The sequence below is a fragment of the Sphingomonas sp. genome (genome assembly GCF_036387595.1).
Taxonomy (GTDB): Bacteria; Pseudomonadota; Alphaproteobacteria; order Sphingomonadales; family Sphingomonadaceae; genus Sphingomonas.
The window spans coordinates 209546-227348 of the sequence record NZ_DASVTL010000117.1; the positions used below are offsets into that span (position 1 = coordinate 209546).

At 67.3% G+C, this 17803-nt stretch carries 22 protein-coding genes and 1 tRNA gene; 8 read left to right on the plus strand and 15 right to left on the minus strand.

Annotation, left to right across the window (positions count from 1 at the left end; all coding sequences use genetic code 11):
* Positions 1–36: 36 nt before the first annotated feature.
* From VF643_RS14535 to yajC, 6 genes are all read right to left on the minus strand, one after another.
* A complete protein-coding gene (locus VF643_RS14535) occupies positions 37–888 on the minus strand; it encodes an MBL fold metallo-hydrolase (protein ID WP_331044096.1) in 852 nt (283 codons plus the stop codon).
* An 89-nt stretch (positions 889–977) separates the two neighbouring features.
* Positions 978–2129 carry a DUF3089 domain-containing protein gene (locus VF643_RS14540; RefSeq protein ID WP_331044097.1) on the minus strand — a complete coding sequence of 384 codons (1152 nt, stop codon included), beginning with the start codon at positions 2127–2129 and terminating at the stop codon, positions 978–980.
* A gap of 45 nt (positions 2130–2174) precedes the next feature.
* Positions 2175–2546, minus strand: a complete 372-nt coding sequence (locus VF643_RS14545; RefSeq protein WP_331044098.1) for an Mth938-like domain-containing protein — start codon at positions 2544–2546, stop codon at positions 2175–2177.
* Positions 2543–3505, minus strand: a complete 963-nt coding sequence (gene secF / locus VF643_RS14550) for a protein translocase subunit SecF (protein ID WP_331044099.1) — start codon at positions 3503–3505, stop codon at positions 2543–2545. The genes VF643_RS14545 and secF overlap by 4 nt, the downstream gene beginning before the upstream one ends.
* 139 nt (positions 3506–3644) lie before the next feature.
* Positions 3645–5243 carry a protein translocase subunit SecD gene (gene secD / locus VF643_RS14555; protein ID WP_331044100.1) on the minus strand — a complete coding sequence of 533 codons (1599 nt, stop codon included), beginning with the start codon at positions 5241–5243 and terminating at the stop codon, positions 3645–3647.
* 4 nt (positions 5244–5247) lie between these two features.
* Positions 5248–5589 (minus strand): preprotein translocase subunit YajC, encoded by a 342-nt coding sequence (gene yajC, locus VF643_RS14560; RefSeq protein WP_331044101.1) that lies wholly within the window; start codon positions 5587–5589, stop codon positions 5248–5250.
* Positions 5590–5705: 116 nt separating this feature from the next.
* Between yajC and VF643_RS14565 the strand changes: the two genes are divergently transcribed.
* The 7 genes from VF643_RS14565 (at position 5706) to hslU (ending at position 9459) form a co-directional block, all read left to right on the plus strand.
* On the plus strand, positions 5706–6014 hold the full coding sequence (locus VF643_RS14565; protein ID WP_331044102.1) for a putative quinol monooxygenase: 309 nt from the start codon (positions 5706–5708) through the stop codon (positions 6012–6014).
* Between the two features lie 46 nt (positions 6015–6060).
* A tRNA-Pro gene (locus tag VF643_RS14570) sits at positions 6061–6137 on the plus strand.
* A 37-nt stretch (positions 6138–6174) separates the two neighbouring features.
* Positions 6175–6636 (plus strand): hypothetical protein, encoded by a 462-nt coding sequence (locus VF643_RS14575; RefSeq protein WP_331044103.1) that lies wholly within the window; start codon positions 6175–6177, stop codon positions 6634–6636.
* A 77-nt stretch (positions 6637–6713) separates the two neighbouring features.
* Complete coding sequence (locus VF643_RS14580) at positions 6714–7256, plus strand: glycoside hydrolase family 108 protein (protein WP_331044104.1); 543 nt, start codon at positions 6714–6716, stop codon at positions 7254–7256.
* Between the two features lie 23 nt (positions 7257–7279).
* Positions 7280–7546 carry a 3TM-type holin gene (locus VF643_RS14585; RefSeq protein ID WP_331044105.1) on the plus strand — a complete coding sequence of 89 codons (267 nt, stop codon included), beginning with the start codon at positions 7280–7282 and terminating at the stop codon, positions 7544–7546.
* 52 nt (positions 7547–7598) lie between these two features.
* On the plus strand, positions 7599–8141 hold the full coding sequence (gene hslV, locus VF643_RS14590; protein WP_414713874.1) for an ATP-dependent protease subunit HslV: 543 nt from the start codon (positions 7599–7601) through the stop codon (positions 8139–8141).
* Positions 8142–8160: 19 nt separating this feature from the next.
* Positions 8161–9459, plus strand: coding sequence for an ATP-dependent protease ATPase subunit HslU (hslU, locus tag VF643_RS14595; RefSeq protein ID WP_331044107.1), 1299 nt, complete (start codon positions 8161–8163; stop codon positions 9457–9459).
* On the opposite strand, the gene VF643_RS14600 is transcribed toward hslU, so the two are convergent.
* Genes VF643_RS14600 through VF643_RS14635 form a run of 8 tightly spaced genes read right to left on the minus strand, consistent with a single transcriptional unit; the run spans position 9440 to position 14675 of the window.
* The gene (locus tag VF643_RS14600) at positions 9440–9799 is read right to left on the minus strand and encodes a hypothetical protein (RefSeq protein WP_331044108.1); all 360 of its coding nucleotides are present in this window, start codon (positions 9797–9799) and stop codon (positions 9440–9442) included. The genes hslU and VF643_RS14600 overlap by 20 nt on opposite strands.
* Positions 9796–10218, minus strand: coding sequence for a hypothetical protein (locus tag VF643_RS14605; protein WP_331044109.1), 423 nt, complete (start codon positions 10216–10218; stop codon positions 9796–9798). Before VF643_RS14605 ends, VF643_RS14600 begins: the two co-directional genes overlap by 4 nt.
* 44 nt (positions 10219–10262) lie before the next feature.
* On the minus strand, positions 10263–10988 hold the full coding sequence (gene gloB, locus VF643_RS14610; protein WP_331044110.1) for a hydroxyacylglutathione hydrolase: 726 nt from the start codon (positions 10986–10988) through the stop codon (positions 10263–10265).
* A complete protein-coding gene (locus VF643_RS14615) occupies positions 10988–11422 on the minus strand; it encodes a VOC family protein (RefSeq protein ID WP_331044111.1) in 435 nt (144 codons plus the stop codon). Before VF643_RS14615 ends, gloB begins: the two co-directional genes overlap by 1 nt.
* 58 nt (positions 11423–11480) lie before the next feature.
* Complete coding sequence (locus VF643_RS14620) at positions 11481–12206, minus strand: hypothetical protein (RefSeq protein WP_331044112.1); 726 nt, start codon at positions 12204–12206, stop codon at positions 11481–11483.
* Positions 12203–12934 (minus strand): alpha/beta hydrolase, encoded by a 732-nt coding sequence (locus VF643_RS14625; protein ID WP_331044113.1) that lies wholly within the window; start codon positions 12932–12934, stop codon positions 12203–12205. The genes VF643_RS14620 and VF643_RS14625 overlap by 4 nt, the downstream gene beginning before the upstream one ends.
* A gap of 44 nt (positions 12935–12978) precedes the next feature.
* Positions 12979–13233: a DUF6356 family protein gene (locus VF643_RS14630; protein ID WP_331044114.1), complete on the minus strand. Its 255-nt coding sequence runs from the start codon at positions 13231–13233 to the stop codon at positions 12979–12981.
* A gap of 32 nt (positions 13234–13265) precedes the next feature.
* On the minus strand, positions 13266–14675 hold the full coding sequence (locus VF643_RS14635) for a UDP-N-acetylmuramate--L-alanine ligase (protein ID WP_331044115.1): 1410 nt from the start codon (positions 14673–14675) through the stop codon (positions 13266–13268).
* A 53-nt stretch (positions 14676–14728) separates the two neighbouring features.
* Between VF643_RS14635 and VF643_RS14640 the strand changes: the two genes are divergently transcribed.
* A complete protein-coding gene (locus VF643_RS14640; RefSeq protein WP_331044116.1) occupies positions 14729–15544 on the plus strand; it encodes an LD-carboxypeptidase in 816 nt (271 codons plus the stop codon).
* 48 nt (positions 15545–15592) lie between these two features.
* Here the strand turns inward: VF643_RS14640 and VF643_RS14645 are convergent, their stop codons facing one another.
* Positions 15593–17644, minus strand: coding sequence for a TonB-dependent receptor (locus VF643_RS14645; protein WP_331044117.1), 2052 nt, complete (start codon positions 17642–17644; stop codon positions 15593–15595).
* Between the last annotated feature and the right edge of the window lie 159 nt (positions 17645–17803).

Consider the following 17803-nt stretch of genomic DNA (forward strand, 5'->3'; position numbering starts at 1 on the left):
CCGGGACGGCTGGATAGGGCCGTCCCGGTCACGGCGTCACAATGGGCTTCCGGCCTGGCACCGCTCCAGCTCTACCGGATCGTGCGTGCAGGTGACCGCTACCTCGTCGCGGCGCTCGATCGACAGCGTCCGCAGCCGCGCTTGGTTGGTCATGCGTGCGGTCGCATCGACTTCCATCAGGCGCTGGTAGGCGCGCAGGCCCGGCGTGCACCGGCGGCGTGCCTGCCGCATCTCGCCGCGGTAGAAATAGGCGTCGCCCGCGTGAAGCAGCCAGCCTCCGCCGCGGCGGATCGCGACGCCGGCATGGCCCCAGGTGTGGCCGGGCAGCGGCACCATCAATATCTCGGGCGGCAGGCCGTCGAGCCCGCGCACCGCATCGAACCCGAACCAGCGCTCGCCCTGGGCGCCGTAGCGGCGCCATGCCTGTACGTCGTTCAATTGCGACGGGCGCCAGCGGTTGCGCGCCACCACCCCTGCATGCGGACCGGTCGCGTCATCATATTCGCGGGCCATGACGTGGACGATCGCGTTCGGGAAATCCTCCAGGCCGCCGGCGTGGTCGAAATCGAGATGGGTGGCGATGATGTGGCGGACGTCGGCGGCGCGATAGCCCAGCGCCTCGATTTGGCGGATCGCGGTGTCGCGCTCGTGCAGCCGGATGTTGAGCATCAATCGCCAGGGGACGCTGATCCGCGGTTCCGGGTGGCGGTGCGGGTGGTCGATGTCCTTCAGGCCATAGCCCGTGTCGACCAGCACCAGCCCGTGCGCATCGGTCTCGATCAGCAGGCAGTGGCAGACGATTTTGCCGAGCGGTCCCAGGCTGCGTCCGTCGAACAACGCGCCGCCGACCGGGCAGTCGGTGCCGCAATTCAGGTGATGGATCTTCATCGCGATGCTCCGGTGGTGACCGGGAGCAAACGCCTGGCGTCGAAAAGGCCGCTTAACCTGGGGAAAGATGCGCGAAAAAGGCCGGCCGGTTATTTCGCCGGCAGGCCGATGCCGCGCCACGCCTGCGCCTGCGTATCGGCCAGCGCCACCAGATCGCCCATCACGGCCGGCATGTCGATCAGGTGCAGCCCCCAATCGGCCAGCACGCGGCCCTGATAGGTGACGTCGCCGACGATCGCGTCGGTGCGCGCATCCGCCGGGTCGGCGTTCACGGTGACCGCGAGATAGGCGAAGCCGTCGCGCGCCACGCATTCGGTGGAGATCAGCCCCGGCACCTTCACGAACCGCGTGGTCAGCGGCGCGCCGTCGCGGGTCCAGGGACCGGGCCGGGCGCTCGACTGCCCCGCGCCCGCGGTGCCGAGGATCGCATCGGCCACAGCCTTGCCGCCGGCGAGTGCTGCCGGGTTGGTGCAGCCGGCGACCATCCCGGCGTCGGGCACGCGGGCGAAGCGGCTGTTCGCGGGCGGCGGCGCGTCGGCGCGGAAGCTGGTATAGGTCACCACGCAGCCATATTGGGTGGCGGAACGGCACAAGGGCATGCGCTTCAGGTCGCCGCCGACGTCGGCGCCCGCCGGGACCGCCACGTTGGTGCCGATCAGCATCGCCGAGACGATGTTGCGCCGGATCGGCTGGCCTTCGATGCTCTGCGCGATCAATGCCTTGAGGACGCTCGCGCCCTGGCTGTGCCCGATCAGCACCACGCCGCGGCCGCCGTTGTCACGCGCCAGATAGGCGTTCCACGCCGCCGTGACGTCGGCCAGCGCCATCGCCCGGTCGCCGGGATTGGGCTGCCCGGTCATCGCGGCACGCAAGGCGCCCAGCGTCACCTGGCGGTACATCGGCGCGAACACCCGGCATTTGGCGGTGAAGCGCGCCGCCTGCGAGGCCGCGACCTGCCGCTCCTCGTCGCCGATCGTCATGTCGCTGTTCGCGCTCTGGTCCATCGAGACGGTCGGATAGACGTAGAAACAGTCGAACGCGGGTTGCCGCGCGGCGCGGAAGCGCTCGACCTTGCGCTTGCCGTCGGCGCGGATGACCGTCACGTCCTGCTCGACCGCACAGGCATCGGCGCGGCCGGGGCGGCAGAGCCAGGCGGCATCCTGTGCGTAATCGGGGGCGGGGGCTGGCGACGCCTGCAAGGCGGCGGCGGCGGCGGCGATCAGCGTGAAGGTGGTCATCATGTCTCTCGGCCGTTTGCAATCGGGAGAGACTAGCCGTGCGAAATGCTACGCGTCCAGCGGGTAGAGCGCCGCCGCGACGATCCGCCCCTCGGCGCGCAAGACGCCCCAGGCGCGCGCGGCGGCGCGGCTGTCCATCGGCTCGATGCCGATGTCGCGCGCCTCCAGCGCCGCCACCAGCGCGCGCGGCGGGCGGACCAGCGCGCGGCCGGTGCCGAGCACGAGAAATTCCGGGCGCGCCGCCAGGATCGGCGCCAGCGCCGCTTCGTCCAGCGCGGCCAGCGGCGGCGGTGCCCACCGCGCCACCGCATCGGTCGTCATCAGCACCGCGGGGTATAGCGTCTCGCCCAGCCGGAAGCCGGTGCCGACCAGTCCGGTGACGATCGGCCCGCCCGGCGTCACCACCGGCTCCATCTTCATTTTCGGGGTCCGACCCGTTCGGCATTGTCCATCGCGCTTGCCGCCCGCTCGTTCGGCTCGGCGCGCAGGCCGAGGGTGATGAGCAGCGAGGACGAGACGTAGATCGACGAATAGGTGCCGACGATGATGCCCAGGATCATCGCCGCGGTGAAACCGCGCAGCACATGCCCGCCCAGGATCAGCATCGCGGTGAGCGCGAGCAGGATCGTCACCGAGGTCATCACCGTCCGCGGCAGCGTCTCGTTGACCGACAGGTTGATGATGTCGCGCATCTCCATCTTGCGATAGCGGCGCATGTTTTCGCGGATACGGTCGTCGATGACGATCTTGTCGTTGATCGAATAACTGACGATCGTCAGCACCGCAGCGACGATGTTGAGATCGAATTCGAGTTGGGTCAGCGCGAAGAAGCCGAGCGTCATCAGCAGGTCGTGGACGATCGCGACGATCGTGGAGACGCCGAACTGCCATTCGAAACGCAGCACCGCGAACAGGCCGATGCCGAGGATCGCGAGACCGACCGCCAGCCCGCCGCGCCAGAGCAGTTCGTTCGACACCTTGCCGCTGACCGCATCCTGCTTCGACAGCCGCGCGCCGGGGAATTCCTGCGACAATGCACGCTGCACCTTCTGCACCACCGCGTTGGTGGCGCCCTCGTCGGTGCTCTCGGGCGTCGGCAGGCGGATCGAGACGGTGTTGGGATCGCCGAACTGCTGGAGCGTCGCCTGGCCGACGCCGAGCGAATCGACCAGGGTGCGGACGCGATCGACGTCGGGGGTGGTCGCGAACTTCTCCTCGATCATCAGCCCGCCGACGAAATCGACGCCCAGGTTGAGCCGGTTGACCGCGACCAGCGCGAGCGCGGCCAGGCTGAGCGCGAGGGTCAGCCCGAACGCCCAGACGCGCAGGCGGACGAAGTCGATATTGGTGTCGTCGGGGACGAGCTTCAGGAGTCTCATAGCTGTTCTCTTGCCGCCCGGCCTGCGTTCGCCCTGAGCGCAGTCGAAGGGCATGCCACAGGCGAAAGGCCCGCGTCATGTGCTTCGACTTCGCTCAGCACGAACGGACTTGGGGGATGCGCGTCGATCTGGCGCCGGGTCATATGTTGATCGTCTTCGGCTTGGCACGGCGCAGCCACAGCGCCACCAGCATCCGCGTGAAGGTCACCGCGGTGAACACGCTGGTGCAGATGCCGATCAGCAGCACGACCGCAAAGCCCTTCACCGGCCCGGAGCCGAGCAGCAGCATGATGACGCCGGTGATCGCATGGGTGATGTTCGCCTCGAAGATCGTGCGGCTCGCCTCCTTATAGCCCAGCTCGACCGCCTGGACGACGTTGCGGCCGCGCCGCCGCTCCTCGCGGATGCGCTCGTTGATGAGCACGTTGGCGTCGACCGCGGTGCCGATCGTCAGCACGAAACCGGCGATGCCGGGCAATGTCAGCGTGGCGTTCAGCATCGCCATCACCGCCAGGATGACCAGGATGTTGATGACGACCGCCAGGTTCGCATAGAGGCCGAAGCGGCCGTAGGTGACGAACATGAACACGATCACCGCGACCGCCGCGACGATCGAGGCGAGCACGCCCGCACGGATCGAATCGGCGCCCAGATCGGGGCCGACGGTACGCTCCTCGATGACCTTGAGCGCCACCGGCAGCTTGCCCGAACGCAGCGCGATCGCGAGCTCGTTGGCGCTCTCCACCGTGAAGCTGCCCGAGATCGACGCCCGTCCGCCGAGGATCGCGCTCTCGATATTGGGCGCCGAGATCACCTGATTATCCAGGATGATCGCAAAGGGCTTGTTGACGTTCTCCGTGGTGATCTTGGCGAAGCGCCGCCCGCCGGGACCGTCGAAGGTGATCGCCACGTTGGGCGCGTTGGTCTGCTGGTCGAAGGTCTGGGTGGCTTCGCTGATCTGGTCGCCGGTAATCATCGCCGAGCGCTTGACCGCGATGAACGGGATGCCCGCCGGGTTCGTCGGATAGCGCAGCACCTGGCTGCCCGCGGGCGCACGGCCGGCGGCCAGATCGGCGGGGTTGGCGGTCTCGTCGACCAGCTTGAACTCCAGCTTGGCGGTCTTGCCGAGCAAGTCCTTGAGCGCCTGAGGATTCTGAAGTCCGGGCACCTGCACGACGATGCGGCTCGCACCCTGGCGGATGATCGTCGGCTCCTTGGTCCCGAGCGCGTCGATGCGGCGGCGCACCACCTCGGTCGCATCGCCCAGCGCGGTTTCGATCGCCTGGGTCAGCCCGGCCTGCGTCGGCTTGATGATGAAGCGGCTGGTATCGACCACGCCGATGTCCCACACCCGCTGCCCGGTCATCCCCGCGCCGCCGCCGGTGATCGTCAGCAGGCGTTCGCGCGCCGCATCGACTTGGGCGGCATCGCGCACGAAGAAGGACAATTGCCCGTCACGGGTCGAAATGTCGCCGATCGCGATGTTCGGCGTGCCGCGGCGCATCTCGGTCTGCACCTGGTCGCGCATCGCCTCCAGCCGCGATGCGGCGAGATCGGCGGTATCGGCCTCCAGCAACAGATAGCTGCCGCCTGCCAGATCGAGTCCCAGGTTGATCCGCGGATGAACCGGCAGATTCGCGGTATAGCGTTCGGGCAGGAAGCTGGGGATGGCGAGGGCACACAAGACCGTCAGCAGGCCGATGATCCAGGCGACCTTCCAGCGCGGGAAATCGAGCATCGTCTCAGTCGTTCGCCGGCTTGGCCATCGGATTGATGACTTCGGTCAGCGTCGCCTTGACCACGCGCACGCGCACGTTCGGCGCGATCTCGACCTCGACGAAGGCGTCCTCGATCTTCGTAACCTTGCCGACGATGCCGCCCGCGGTGACGACGGAATCACCCTTCTTCACCGCGCCGATCGCGGTCTGCAGCGCCTTGATCCGGCGTTGCTGCGGGCGGATCATCAGGAAATAGAAGACGACGAAGACGAGGAGCAGCGGCGCAAGACCGAGGAAGGAGGCGATCCCGCCTCCGGACGCGGCGGCCCCATTGGCGGCCTGGGCATAGGCTGGTGTGATGAACATGCGTCCCGACACAGATATAGCGGGCATGGCGGACAGGAGCCCGCACCCTTGGAAGCGCGTGCCGCTACCATCGGAAGCCGCGCCGTGCAATCGTCCGCCTGATATAGGAGAGAGCGATGATAATAGTGATGGGTGAGATCAAGCTGGCCAGCGGCGGCGGCGAACGCGCGCGCACCTTGCTGGCGGACCATGCTGCGGTATGCACGGCCGAGGAGGGCTGCGAATCCTACGCCTTCTCGATCGACTGTGGCGACCCCGATCTCGTCCGCATCGCCGAACGATGGGCTTCGGCGGAAGCGCTCGCCGCTCACGGCGCCGCCCCGCATCAAAAGGCGTTCGGCCGAGCACTGCGCGATCATCCGATCGAGCGGATGTCCGTCAAGGCGTGGGACGGCACCTTCTGGCGCACGCTCGTCGGCGACTGAACGGCTTGCATCCCGGCACGACGGCGGGTAACGGCGGCGGTTCGGTCGGGGCGTAGCGCAGCCTGGTAGCGCATCACACTGGGGGTGTGGGGGTCGCAGGTTCGAATCCTGTCGCCCCGACCAGCCACACCCGGCGAATACCTTCTACGATGCGGCTCAGATGGACGTGCGCTTCGCTGAACCTTATGGTTTTCCGATGCATCGGTCGATGGCTTGGAGATTTCCGCTGGCGGCCGTGGCTGCCGCCGCGATTGCGGGTCTGGTCGCTGCTCTTGTGCTGGCGGTTGCGACCGGTTCCGCAGCGCTCGCGATGGTCGGCACATTCGTCGGTGCGTTGGTGGGTATCTGGGTTGGCGCGCTACCCGCGCTGATCCTTGGAACATCCCTCTGGTTGCTCGGCTTGCGGTGGCCACCGGCAGCGAGCGTTTGGGTGTGGATCGCTGTCGGTGCCGTATGCGGGCCGATCTTGATCGGCCTGCCATTGCATGGCCCGGCATTGTGGCCGATTGTCGACGGCTCCTTGAAAAGCCTGACGCTGGGCATCGCTGCCGGCGTGACGGCGTCGTGGATGTTCAGGACGATGATGATCGTCACCGCACCACGAGAATCATATTACATCTGAGTCGAGGGTCGCGATCGCCTCTGTCCTACAACGAACCGTTATGGTTCGTGACTCCGGCTTCAACCGGAGGGCAGACGATGAACGTGGAATCCTTGATCGACGACGTGATCGACCGTGAAGGCGGTTATGCGAACCACCCCGCCGACCGCGGCGGCGCGACGTGCTGGGGCATCACCGAGGCGGTGGCGCGCGCCGATGGCTTTACCGGTCCCATGCGCGCGCTGCCGCGGGGGCGGGCCGTGGCGATCTACCGCCGGCTGTACTGGACCGCGCCGGCGTTCGATCGGGTCGCTACGAAGGCGCCGCGGGTGGCGGCGGAACTGTTCGACACGGGGGTGAACATGGGCGTCCTGGTCGCCGGCGCTTTTCTCCAACGGGCGCTTAACGCGCTCAATCGCGGCGCGTCGCACTATCCCGATCTGGCGGTCGATGGCCGGGTTGGAACGGCGACGCTGGCCGCCCTGGACGCATTTCTTGCCAAGCGCGGTGCAGGTGGCGAGACGGTGCTGCTGAAAGCACTCGAAGCGCTCCAGGGCGAACGCTATGTCGCACTCGCCGAGCGCCGCCCCGCTAACGAAGCGTTCCTCTATGGCTGGCTCGCGAACCGGATCGGCGCATGAGCGAGGATGTTTCTTCCGGGAATATGCGTGAACTTCGTTACCTTCGGCGCGATCGGTGGGAGACGCGGGCGCGCCCGGCTTTCCTCTACGTGATGTACGCGTTGCTGCTCTGGTCGCTGCCGATGGGCCTCATCGCCGCGGTTCGCCCAGATGTGGCGGCGGCGATGACGCGCGGGATGGCCGCCTATCTCGCGGCCATCCCCGAGCCGCTCTATGCGCTCTTCGGCACAGGCTATCTGGGCTACACCGTCGCGCGCAGCTGGGGGAAGGCCAAGGGGGTGGAGCGTTGATCCACGCCCGCCGCATCCTACATCGGCGGACATGAGCGGGAACGATAGCAGCATGCCGGTGTGGCACGGCACCACCATCTGTTCGGTCCGCCGCGGCGGCAAGGTCGTCGTCGCGGGGGACGGGCAGGTGTCGATGGGCCAGACGGTGATGAAGCCCAACGCGCGCAAGGTGCGCCGGCTTGGGGATGGTAGCGTCATCGGCGGCTTCGCGGGCGCGACCGCCGACGCCTTCACTTTGTTCGAGCGGCTGGAGCGCAAGCTGGAGCAGCATCAGGGACAATTGCTGCGCGCCGCGGTCGAACTGGCCAAAGACTGGCGCACCGACAAATATCTCCGCAACCTGGAGGCGATGATGATCGTCGCCGACAAGGACGTGACCCTGATCCTGACCGGCAACGGCGACGTTCTGGAGCCGGAGGGCGGGATCGCCGCGATCGGCTCCGGCGGCAATTACGCGCTCGCCGCCGCCAAGGCGCTGGTCGATTATGAGGCCGATGCCGAGGTCATCGCGCGCAAGGCGATGGGCATCGCGTCGGAGGTGTGCGTCTATACCAACGACCGGCTCGTGGTGGAGACGATGGAATCCTCCTCTTAGCCCCTTAAGAAATGAGTAAATGACCCAGTCCCTAACCCCCAAGGCGATCGTCGCCGCGCTCGACGCCCACATCATCGGTCAGGCCGATGCCAAGCGCGCCGTCGCGGTGGCGCTGCGCAACCGCTGGCGTCGACAGCAGCTCTCCGCCGACCTGCGCGACGAAGTGACGCCCAAGAACATCCTGATGATCGGGCCGACCGGCTGCGGCAAGACCGAGATCAGCCGGCGGCTGGCCAAGCTGGCCGATGCTCCCTTCGTCAAGGTGGAGGCGACCAAGTTCACCGAGGTCGGCTATGTCGGTCGCGACGTCGAGCAGATCGCGCGCGACCTGGTCGAGGAGGCGATCCGGCTGGAAAAGGAACGTCGCCGCGTCGCCATCGCCGACAAGGCCGAGGAGGCGGCGATGAAGCGGCTCCTGGACGCGCTGACCGGCAAGGATTCGAGTGCTGCCACGCGCGAAGCGTTCCGCCAGCGGTTTGCCGATGGTCATCTCGACGCGACAGAGATCGAGATCGAGGTCGAACAGGCGCCGTCGATGCCCTTCGACGTGCCCGGCGGCGCGCCGCAGATGATAAACCTCGGCGAGATGATGAAGTCGCTCAGCGGCGGCGCGCAGTTGAAGCGCCGCAAGCTCAGTGTCCGCGCCGCCTGGGAGAAACTGGTCGAGGAGGAGGCGGACAAGCGCCTGGATCAGGACGACGTGAACCGCGTCGCGCTGGCCGATGCCGAGGCGAACGGCATCGTCTTCCTGGACGAGATCGACAAGATCGCGATGTCCGAACAGCGCGGCGGCGGCTCGGTTAGCCGCGAGGGCGTCCAGCGCGATCTGCTGCCGCTGATCGAGGGGACGACCGTCGCGACCAAATACGGGCCGATGAAGACCGACCATATCCTCTTCATCGCCAGCGGCGCGTTCCACGTCGCCAAGCCCAGCGACCTGCTGCCCGAACTCCAGGGCCGCCTGCCGATCCGGGTGGAATTGAAGGGTCTGACCGAGGCAGATTTCGTAGCGATCCTGAGCGATACGAAGGCGTCGCTGCCGGTGCAATATCAGGCGCTGATCGCGACCGAGGGCGTGGAGATCAGCTTCACCGAGGACGGCATCGCCGCCGTCGCGCGGATCGCGGCGGAGGTGAACGGCCAGGTCGAGAATATCGGCGCGCGCCGCTTGCAGACGGTCATGGAGAAGCTGCTGGAGGAGGTGAGCTTCAATGCCGAGGATCGTGCAGGCTCGACCCTCGTGATCGACGGTGCCTATGTCGACAGCCAGCTTGCCAGCATCGCGCGCAACACCGACCTCAGCCGGTTCGTGCTTTGACCTTGGTATAGGGAACGAAGCCCCTGAACCGGCAATAGGCCGACGGAATGGACGAGGGGAGGGTCACCGCCCGGAAACGATCGCCGCGGCACATCTGCGGCCCGTACACCTCCACGATCAGCGTCGAGAAGGTGGTCAGGCCGGGGCAGGCGTCGATCTGAGCGCGATAGATCCTCGCACCGTCGCGGTAGAGAATGGTCTTGCCGTCAATGATCTCGGGGGCTGCCGTGCGTGAGATGGACAGGCAACTCTGCATCGGACCTGCCACCCGGCCGGCGAGCGGATCGGACGCTGCGGCTGCGAGCGGCAGCAACGCAGCGGCGGCGAGCGCGCGGATCATGGCTGGCGATAGGGGACGAATTGGCCGAGCGCGCAACTGCCGGTCTGGAAGCGCGACGTATTGTCGATCGTCGTCGCGATGTCCCCCGAACAGGCCTGGCCCGTGACCTGGCGCGTGACCAGAATGTCGCCCCGCGCGATCCCCGCACATCCGCCGTTGGTGTCGTTGCGGTAGATCAGCCCGCGGCTGACCTTGTAGAGGATCGTCGGGCCATAGCCTTCGGTCTGATATTGCTGCCGCCCGGTCAACGGCAGGCACATTGTGGGCTTGCCGGGCACCAGTCCGGCGAGCGCGGCGTCGAGCTTGGTCTGGGCGACGGCATCTCTCGCGTCGATCCGCCCTTGTTCTGCGGCGGTCGGCGTGCAGCCAGCCAGCGCGCCCAGGAGCAGGATGGGGGTGATATGGACGAGGCTGCGCATAAGTATCTCCTGCCGCGATGAACGCGCGGAAAAGCGTTTCGTTTCTAGGCTTTGAACGTATCCTTGGCAGTTCGCAGCGCTGCGAACGCCTCGACCGAAGCCGCGCGCAGGAAGGGATTGGTCGCGCGTTCGGCAGCGATTGTCGTCGGAACGGTCGGCTGGCTCTCCGCCCGCTGCGCCTCGACCTCGGCCAGCCGCTGTTTGATCGCGGCATTGTCGGGTTCCGCGACGGCGGCAAAGCGTGCGTTGGACAGCGTATATTCGTGGCCGCAGTAAACCTGCGTCGCATCCGGCATTGCCGCATAACGGAGCATGTTCGCGAACATGGCGGCAGGCGTTCCCTCGAACAAGCGCCCGCAACCCATCGCGAACAGCGTGTCGCCTGTAAAGACGATCTGCTGCTCAACAAAGTGGAACGCGACGTGCCCTTGCGTATGTCCGGGCACCGTCATCACCGTGGCAGCGTGACGCCCGAGCATCAGCACGTCGCCTTCGCCGACGCCGCGGTCCAGCGTCGGTATCCTGGCCGCCTCCGCGGAAGGGGCGACGATCTCCACGCCGGCGGCCTTCAGCGCTTCGTTGCCGCCGGTGTGATCGGTATGCCAATGCGTCGTCCACACCGCGTCGATCCGCCAGCCGCGTGCCGCCGCCGCCGCTTTGACGGGTCCGGCTTCACCCGGATCGACGACGATCGTCGCGCCACTCTCGGGATCATGGACCAGCCATGCGTAATTGTCGGCAAGCACGGGAACGCGGACGACTTCCAGCATCACCAGCTGCCGGTGTTGGACATCGAAGCCCAGGGTTCGGCGGGTTCCAGGACGCCGTTCTGGAGCAGTTCGATCGAGATGCCGTCCGGCGTCTTCACGAACGCCATATGGCCGTCGCGGGGCGGCCGGTTGATGGTGACGCCACCGTCCATCAGCCGCTGGCACGTCTCGTAGATGTTATCGACCCGGTAGGCGAGATGCCCGAAATTGCGTCCACCGGAATACTCCTCCGCATCCCAATTGTACGTCAGTTCGACCTCGGCACTGGCACGCTCGCCCGGCGCATTCATGTCCTCGGGCGTGGCGAGGAAGATCAGCGTGAAGCGACCTTTTTCGCTCTCGATCCGCCGGACTTCCTTCAGCCCGAGCAGTTCGAAGAAGCGGATCGTCGCGTCGGGATCGGTGACGCGGATCATGGTGTGGAGATAATTCATGCAGACGCTCCGGAAGGGTATCCCGCTGGAGATAGGACGGGGCGAAGCGCCGCGCCAGTTATGGTAGATCGAACTGCTTGAGCGCTGCCGTCGCGCTGCGCCCGGCTTCGCTCTGCGGTGCCAGCCGCGCCGCCTCGCCCCACGCCTTGCGGGCGTTCGGCTCGTTGCGGGCGAGGGCGGCGATGTTGCCTGCCTCTAGCTGTACGGAGGCATCGTCGGCGGCACGCGAAAGCGCCTGGGCAATGTCCTTCCGCGCACGGGGCAGGTCGTCCATCCGCCGCGCCAATGTCGCCGACAGCAGCCAGGCGAGCGGGTCGGCAGCCGCAGTCTGGAGCGCCAGGTCGATGTCGATCCGCGCTGCCTCCAGGTCGCCGGCAGCGACCAGCGCACGTGCGTGGTCGAGCTGCGCCTCGCCACGCTGCAGCCCGGTCAGCGTCCCCGCCGCCAATGCCGCATCGAGGGCCGCACGCGCTTTCGCGGCATCACCTGCGGCAAGCCAGGCATTGCCGGCCTGCGCAGAATATTGCGCCGATCGCGCGTCGCGCGCGGTCTGTGCCTCGCGCGCCGCCGCCTCGAACTCGGCTGCCGCCGCACGCCAGTCACCCTCGCGCGTGTACGCCAGCCCGGCGCATTGCCGGGCGAACCAAGCGCCGCCCGCGATCCGCCAGCGTGTGGCTTCCGCGCGTGCCGCTGCGGGATCGGTCTGCGCCAGATCGACGCAGGCGTTGAACCGGGCTTCGGCCTCGGGCGTCTGCAGGGCAGCGGCAGCAAGCAGCAGGATCATGGCGCGGCAATCACATCCTCCACCGCGCGGATCAGTAACGCGACATCGGTCTCGCGCGACAGGCGGTGATCGCCGTCCTTGATCAACCATGTCTGGACATCGGCTGAACGGATCAGCCGCGCGAGTTCAAGCGTGCGGTGCCACGGCACGTCGGCGTCGGCCTGCCCTTGCAATAGCCGCACCGGGCCATCGAAGGCGATCGGCCCGAACATCAGCCGGTTGGCCTCGCCCGAAGACCAGAACGCGCGGGTGTAGAGCGTCGGTTCGGCGCCGTAAGGGTTCGCGCGTTCGAGCTTTCCGTCGGACAGCAGCGCCAGCTTCTCTTCGGTCGTGAAGCCCCAATCGGTAAAATCGGGCGCCGGTGCGACTGCGACGAGCGCATCGACATGGGCCGGGCGGTCGCGCGCGATAAGGAGCGCGATCCACCCGCCCATCGACGAACCGACGAGTATCACCGGCCCTGCGACCACCGTGTCGATCATCGCCAGCGCGTCGTCGCGCCAGTCGCCCAAGGTCTGCGCGGCAAAGTCGCCCTCGCTCTGCCCGCATCCGGCGTAATCGAAGCGCAGGAAGGCACGACCCGTCGCCTTGGCCCAGGCCTCCAGCGACAGCGCCTTGGTGCCGCTCATGTCGGAGCCATAGCCAGGCAGGAAAACAACTGCCGGTCGTGCGCCCTCGGTAAAATGATAGGCGAGGCGGGGGCGGGGGATCGTCGGATCGGAAGTCATCGGCATGTGCCTATCGCGTCCGCCGGGCGCCGCCAAGCACCCGGTCAGATGATATATTCGACCGTCTTCATCTGAGCCTGGGCCGCACGCGCGGCACCGCGCTTGGCCACCATCCGGGCGTACAGCGTCGTGACGGTGCCGCTGCCGGTGTTCGCGAAGACGGCCGGGATCAGGGCATGGATCATGCACGCGACGCCACCCGCCACCATCGTCACCCCGAATCGCCCCGCGGCGATCAGATGCTCGCCATAGCTCTCCCCGACCGAGGTGGGATGATCGAGGAACAGGCGGCGGATCATGGAGCGGTCCTTTGCAGCGACGGGTTACCGTATCACAAGGGCGGGATTTCGCCAGCCGCTGCGGCGATCCGCGCGACCAAATCTGCGGCGAGCGCGGAAAGCGTGTCATCGCGCGCGCCCATCACGATGATGCGGTCGCCGGGGCGGGCCTGTTCGACGACCACATCGGCGGCCCCCGCCCGATCCGCGACGTAGCGCGCATCGCATCCCGCAGCGCGCAGCGCCTCGACGATCTCGCGGCTGCCCACCTCTCGCGTGACGGTGCCACCCTGATAGACGGGATCGGGCATGACCAGCAGGTCGTCGAGTCCGAGCTTGCCCGAAAACATCACGAGCAATTCGTCACGCATGACCTTGAGCGGACCATAGCCGTGGGGTTGGAACAGCAGCAGCAGGCGGCCAGAAAAAGCGTGAAGCGTATCCAGCGTCGCTGCGATCTTGTCGGGATTGTGCCCGAAATCGTCGATGACGGCGATCCCGCCCGCCTCGCCGACCAGATCGAAGCGGCGTTTCAGCCCGATGAACCCTTCCACTGCGGCGGCAGCGTCGGCGATCGAAACGCCCGCCGCCATCGCGGCGCCGATCGCGGCCAGCGCGTTCGACACGTTGTGAAGTCCTGGCACCGCCAGCCGCATCGTGATCGTCGTCTCCTTCGTCACCAGATCGAAGCGGATCGAGAACCGTTCTGGCACCAAATTGCGCGCCGACAGATCGGCCTCGGCGTCCACGGCGAAGGTGGTGACCGAGGTCAGATCGCTCAGCAGTGCCTGCGTTTCGACATCGCCGACGTTGGCGACCACAAGGCGCGCGCGACCGGCAAAGTCGCCGAACAGCGTGCGAAGCTCGTCCAGGGCCATATGGTCGAGGCTGACGTTGTTGAGCACCGCGATCGTCGGCCGGTAGAGGCTGATCGAGCGGTCGCTCTCGTCGACCTCGGAGACGAACGCGTCGCCGCCGCCGACGAGCGCGCTGGCGAACGGCGCGTCGACGGTCGCGAAATTCTTCATGACCGCACCATTCATCACGGTCGGATCGCGGCCGCATGCGTGCAATATCCACGCGATCATGCCTGTGACGGTGGACTTGCCGCTGGTTCCCGCCACCCCGATGGGCAAGGCCGCATCGTTGAACAGCGCCGCGAGCGCCTCCGCCCGCGTTGCACGTTCGCATCCCAGGGCGTTCGCGGCGGCGATGTCCGGCACAGCTTGCTCAACCGCGGCGGAAGCAATGACGCGCATGTCCGCGCGCACCCCGCTGCCGTCTTGGGAAAAAAGGTCGATTCCGGCATCGCGGAGCGCATCGAACCTGGCGGGTACGCGTCCCTGGTCGAGTGCGCGGTCCGATCCGGACACGGCATGCCCACGCGCGCGCAGGATCATCGCCAGCGGCATCATGCCAGAGCCGCCGATACCCACCAGAAAACAAGGTTTGGCCAATGTCATCCGCCCGCGCTATCTGCGAGTGCGCGGTTGGGCAAGCGGGGGGCCAGCGGATCATGAGGATTGGAGTGCTGGCCGCGTCAAGCCGCGCCAATCCGGAGGTGATACCGAAGGTGACCGCCTTCGCCGCAATCGCCTTTCCCGAGGTCGAACTCGTATTCCACCCGCAATGCCTGGAAACCGATGGCCATTTCGCAGGGTCGGACATGCGCCGTGGCGAGGCGTTTCTCGACTATGCCAACGATCCTGCGTTCGACGCGATCTGGTTCCTGCGCGGCGGCTATGGCGCCAACCGTATCCTGAGCATGGTCATGCCTCACCTCGGCAGGGCAGCGCGCGCGAAAACCTACCTCGGCTATTCGGATGTGGGCTTCTTGCTGTCCGCATTATACGCGCGGCGGATCGGATATGCCGTGCACGGCCCGATGGCGAGCGACATCGGGCGCGGCGGGGGCGAGGAGACTGTCGCCCGGTCGCTCGGTTGGCTCGCGCGCCGCGACCGTGCGGGGCTTGAGCCGGGCCTCGATGGTCAGCCTTGCGTAGCGTTCAATCTGTCGATCCTGGGGGCGCTGATCGGCACGCCGTGGCTTCCCGACCTGACCGACCATATCGTCGTCGTCGAAGAGGTTTCGGAGGCGATGTACAACGTCGATCGTCTGCTCTTCAAGATCGCGCATGCAACGCAGTTGAGGGGTATCGCCGGATTGCGCCTGGGCGCGGTGAGCGATGTTCAGCCGAACGTCCCTGCCTGGGGAGAGACGCTGGATTACATGATGGTCCGCTGGTCGCGGGATATGGGCGTGCCGTACCTTGGCCGCGCCGAGGTGGGGCACACGCAGGCCAATCGCGTGGTGCCGTTCGGGATCGCCTGACTTCGGCTCGAACGCACAGCGCCCGGATTTCATGTCCGTGCCGCAATCCTATCGCGGACGGTAACGCAGCCCGATCCACAGCGTGCGCGGTGTCGCGCGTTCGACGATGTCCGCGCCGCTGATCCCTGCCTCGACGCGGGTGTCGGTCAGGTTCTCCGCACGCAATTCCACCGCTATGGCGGCGGTGATCGGCAGCGCCAGATACCCGTCGAGGGTCGTCGCCGGTGCCAGCGTGCGGCTGTTCTGGTCGTCGTCGAATTGGCGCGCGACCTGGCGAAGCGTCAGCGCGGCAGCCACACCGCCGCTGCGCGCGTCGATCGTTCCGGACACCTGGTCGCGCGGGGTCTGCGCGGGGCGCAGGCCGTCCAGCGGCGAACCCGCCGCCTGGACGCGCGCATCGACATGGCTCCAGGATGCACGAACCCCGATCGGGCCGGAGCGCCAGGCGGCATCGACCTCCAGCCCGTTCGAGCGCACCGCATCCAGGTTTCGCCGTACCCGGTATGTGCCCGCGACGAAGCCGACGAGCGGGAATTGACCCGGCCCGGTGCCCGCCGTGACGTTGGCGATCGCATCCGCGAGCCGGTTGTGAAACAGCGTCGCTGCCAGCGTGATGCCCGGTGCAGGCGCGAACGTGACGCCGCCCTCTACCCCGGCCAGCCGCTCGGGGCTCAGCATCGCGTTGGCGGCCGTCGCATCGGCGCCCACGCGGAACGGGCGGTAGAGTTCGTTCAGCGTGGGCAGCCGCCAGCCGCGATAGGCGCCGGCGCGCAGCGTCACACCGTTCGCCACCCGCCACGCGAGTCCCGCGCGGCCGGTGGCTTCCGTGCCTTGGCGATCGGCGAAGTTCAGGCCGGTCAACACTGCCCCGGTCGCCAACGTGCGCTCGGAAAGAAAGCCATCGGCGATCCGCCACTGATCCAGCCGGCCGCCGAGCGACACCGTAAGCGCACCAATCTCGGCGCTGCCATCGGCGAACACGCCCGCGGTCAGATTGTTGCCGCCCGCAACCCGCCGCCGCGTCGGTGCGCCGTTGACGAAGGTGAAAAGCTCCTGAGTCTGCCCACGCACGTCACGAACGTCTGCGCCCAGGCGCAGCCGAATGGCGTCACCCATAGGCGGCTGAACCTCTATACGGCCGCCGAGCCCGGTAGCTGGAGTGTTGAACTGGTCGAGGGTCTGCGTGGCGGTGCGCCGCGTCGCATCAATGCTGGCGAAGCTCGATGCGAAGCTGCGGGTCTGGACGTAAGCGAGCGCGGACCAGCCCCAATGTCCGCGCCCGACCAGCCGGACACTGGCGTCGGCGCCTTCGCTCGCGTTGTCGGTGAACGGCGTGCCGCGCTCGCGCCGATCGACGAAGGCGGTCACGTTGGCCTGCAATTCGGTGCCCGGTGAAAGCGCGATCACCCCGCGAACCGCGCCCGATGCCTGTTCGTAGGGGGCGGCCCGGTCGATCGGGCCACGATCCTCGGCCACCGTCGGTACGAAGCCGTCGCCGCGCGCGTAAGCCGCCGAGATCGTCGCAAAGCCGGTGCTGCGAACGAGCGCTGCGGAGCCGCGCGCGTCGATCGAGTCACGATCGCCGTAAGCGAGTGCGCCGACGAACGGGGCAAGCTGATCCGGAGTCGCGCTTTCCAGCTCGACCGTCCCCGCCAGCGCGCCGGGGCCATAGAAGCCGCTGCCGCCACCGCGCGTCACGCGGATGCGGCCGATCCGGTCGGTGGCATAGGCCGGTAACGCTACCCAGCCGCCGAAGGGGTCGGTTTGCGGCACGCCATCGAACACCAGCAGTGCGCGGCTCGATGCATTGCCGCCGATCCCACGCAAGGTGATCCCCTGGCTGGTCGGATTGGCCGAGCGACTGTCCGAGCGGCGGAATTGCTGAAGCCCAGCCACGTCGCCGAGTACGCTTTCCAGCCGAGCGGCGGCGTTTGTCGCGATCGTGTCGCGGTCGATCGTCACGACATCGAACGCGCGGTCTCCCGGTGCGTCGGCGAGGCCACGGCCGGTGACGACAACTTCCTCGCCGCTGTCTTGCGCAGCCGCCGCGGCAGGGCAAGCGAGGAGGATCGAGATGAAAGCGTATCGAGAGGAGTGCATTTCGCGCCCTTAGCGTAACCGGGCGTGCAAACCTATAACGCGATAAACGCGGGATTTAGAAGCCGATCGGCGGCGATCGGCGTAGTGACCAACTGGCGCAATATCGCCACCGCAAATGGAGTCCGTCGGCCGTCGCGATTGGCCTCGTTTCGCAGGCGG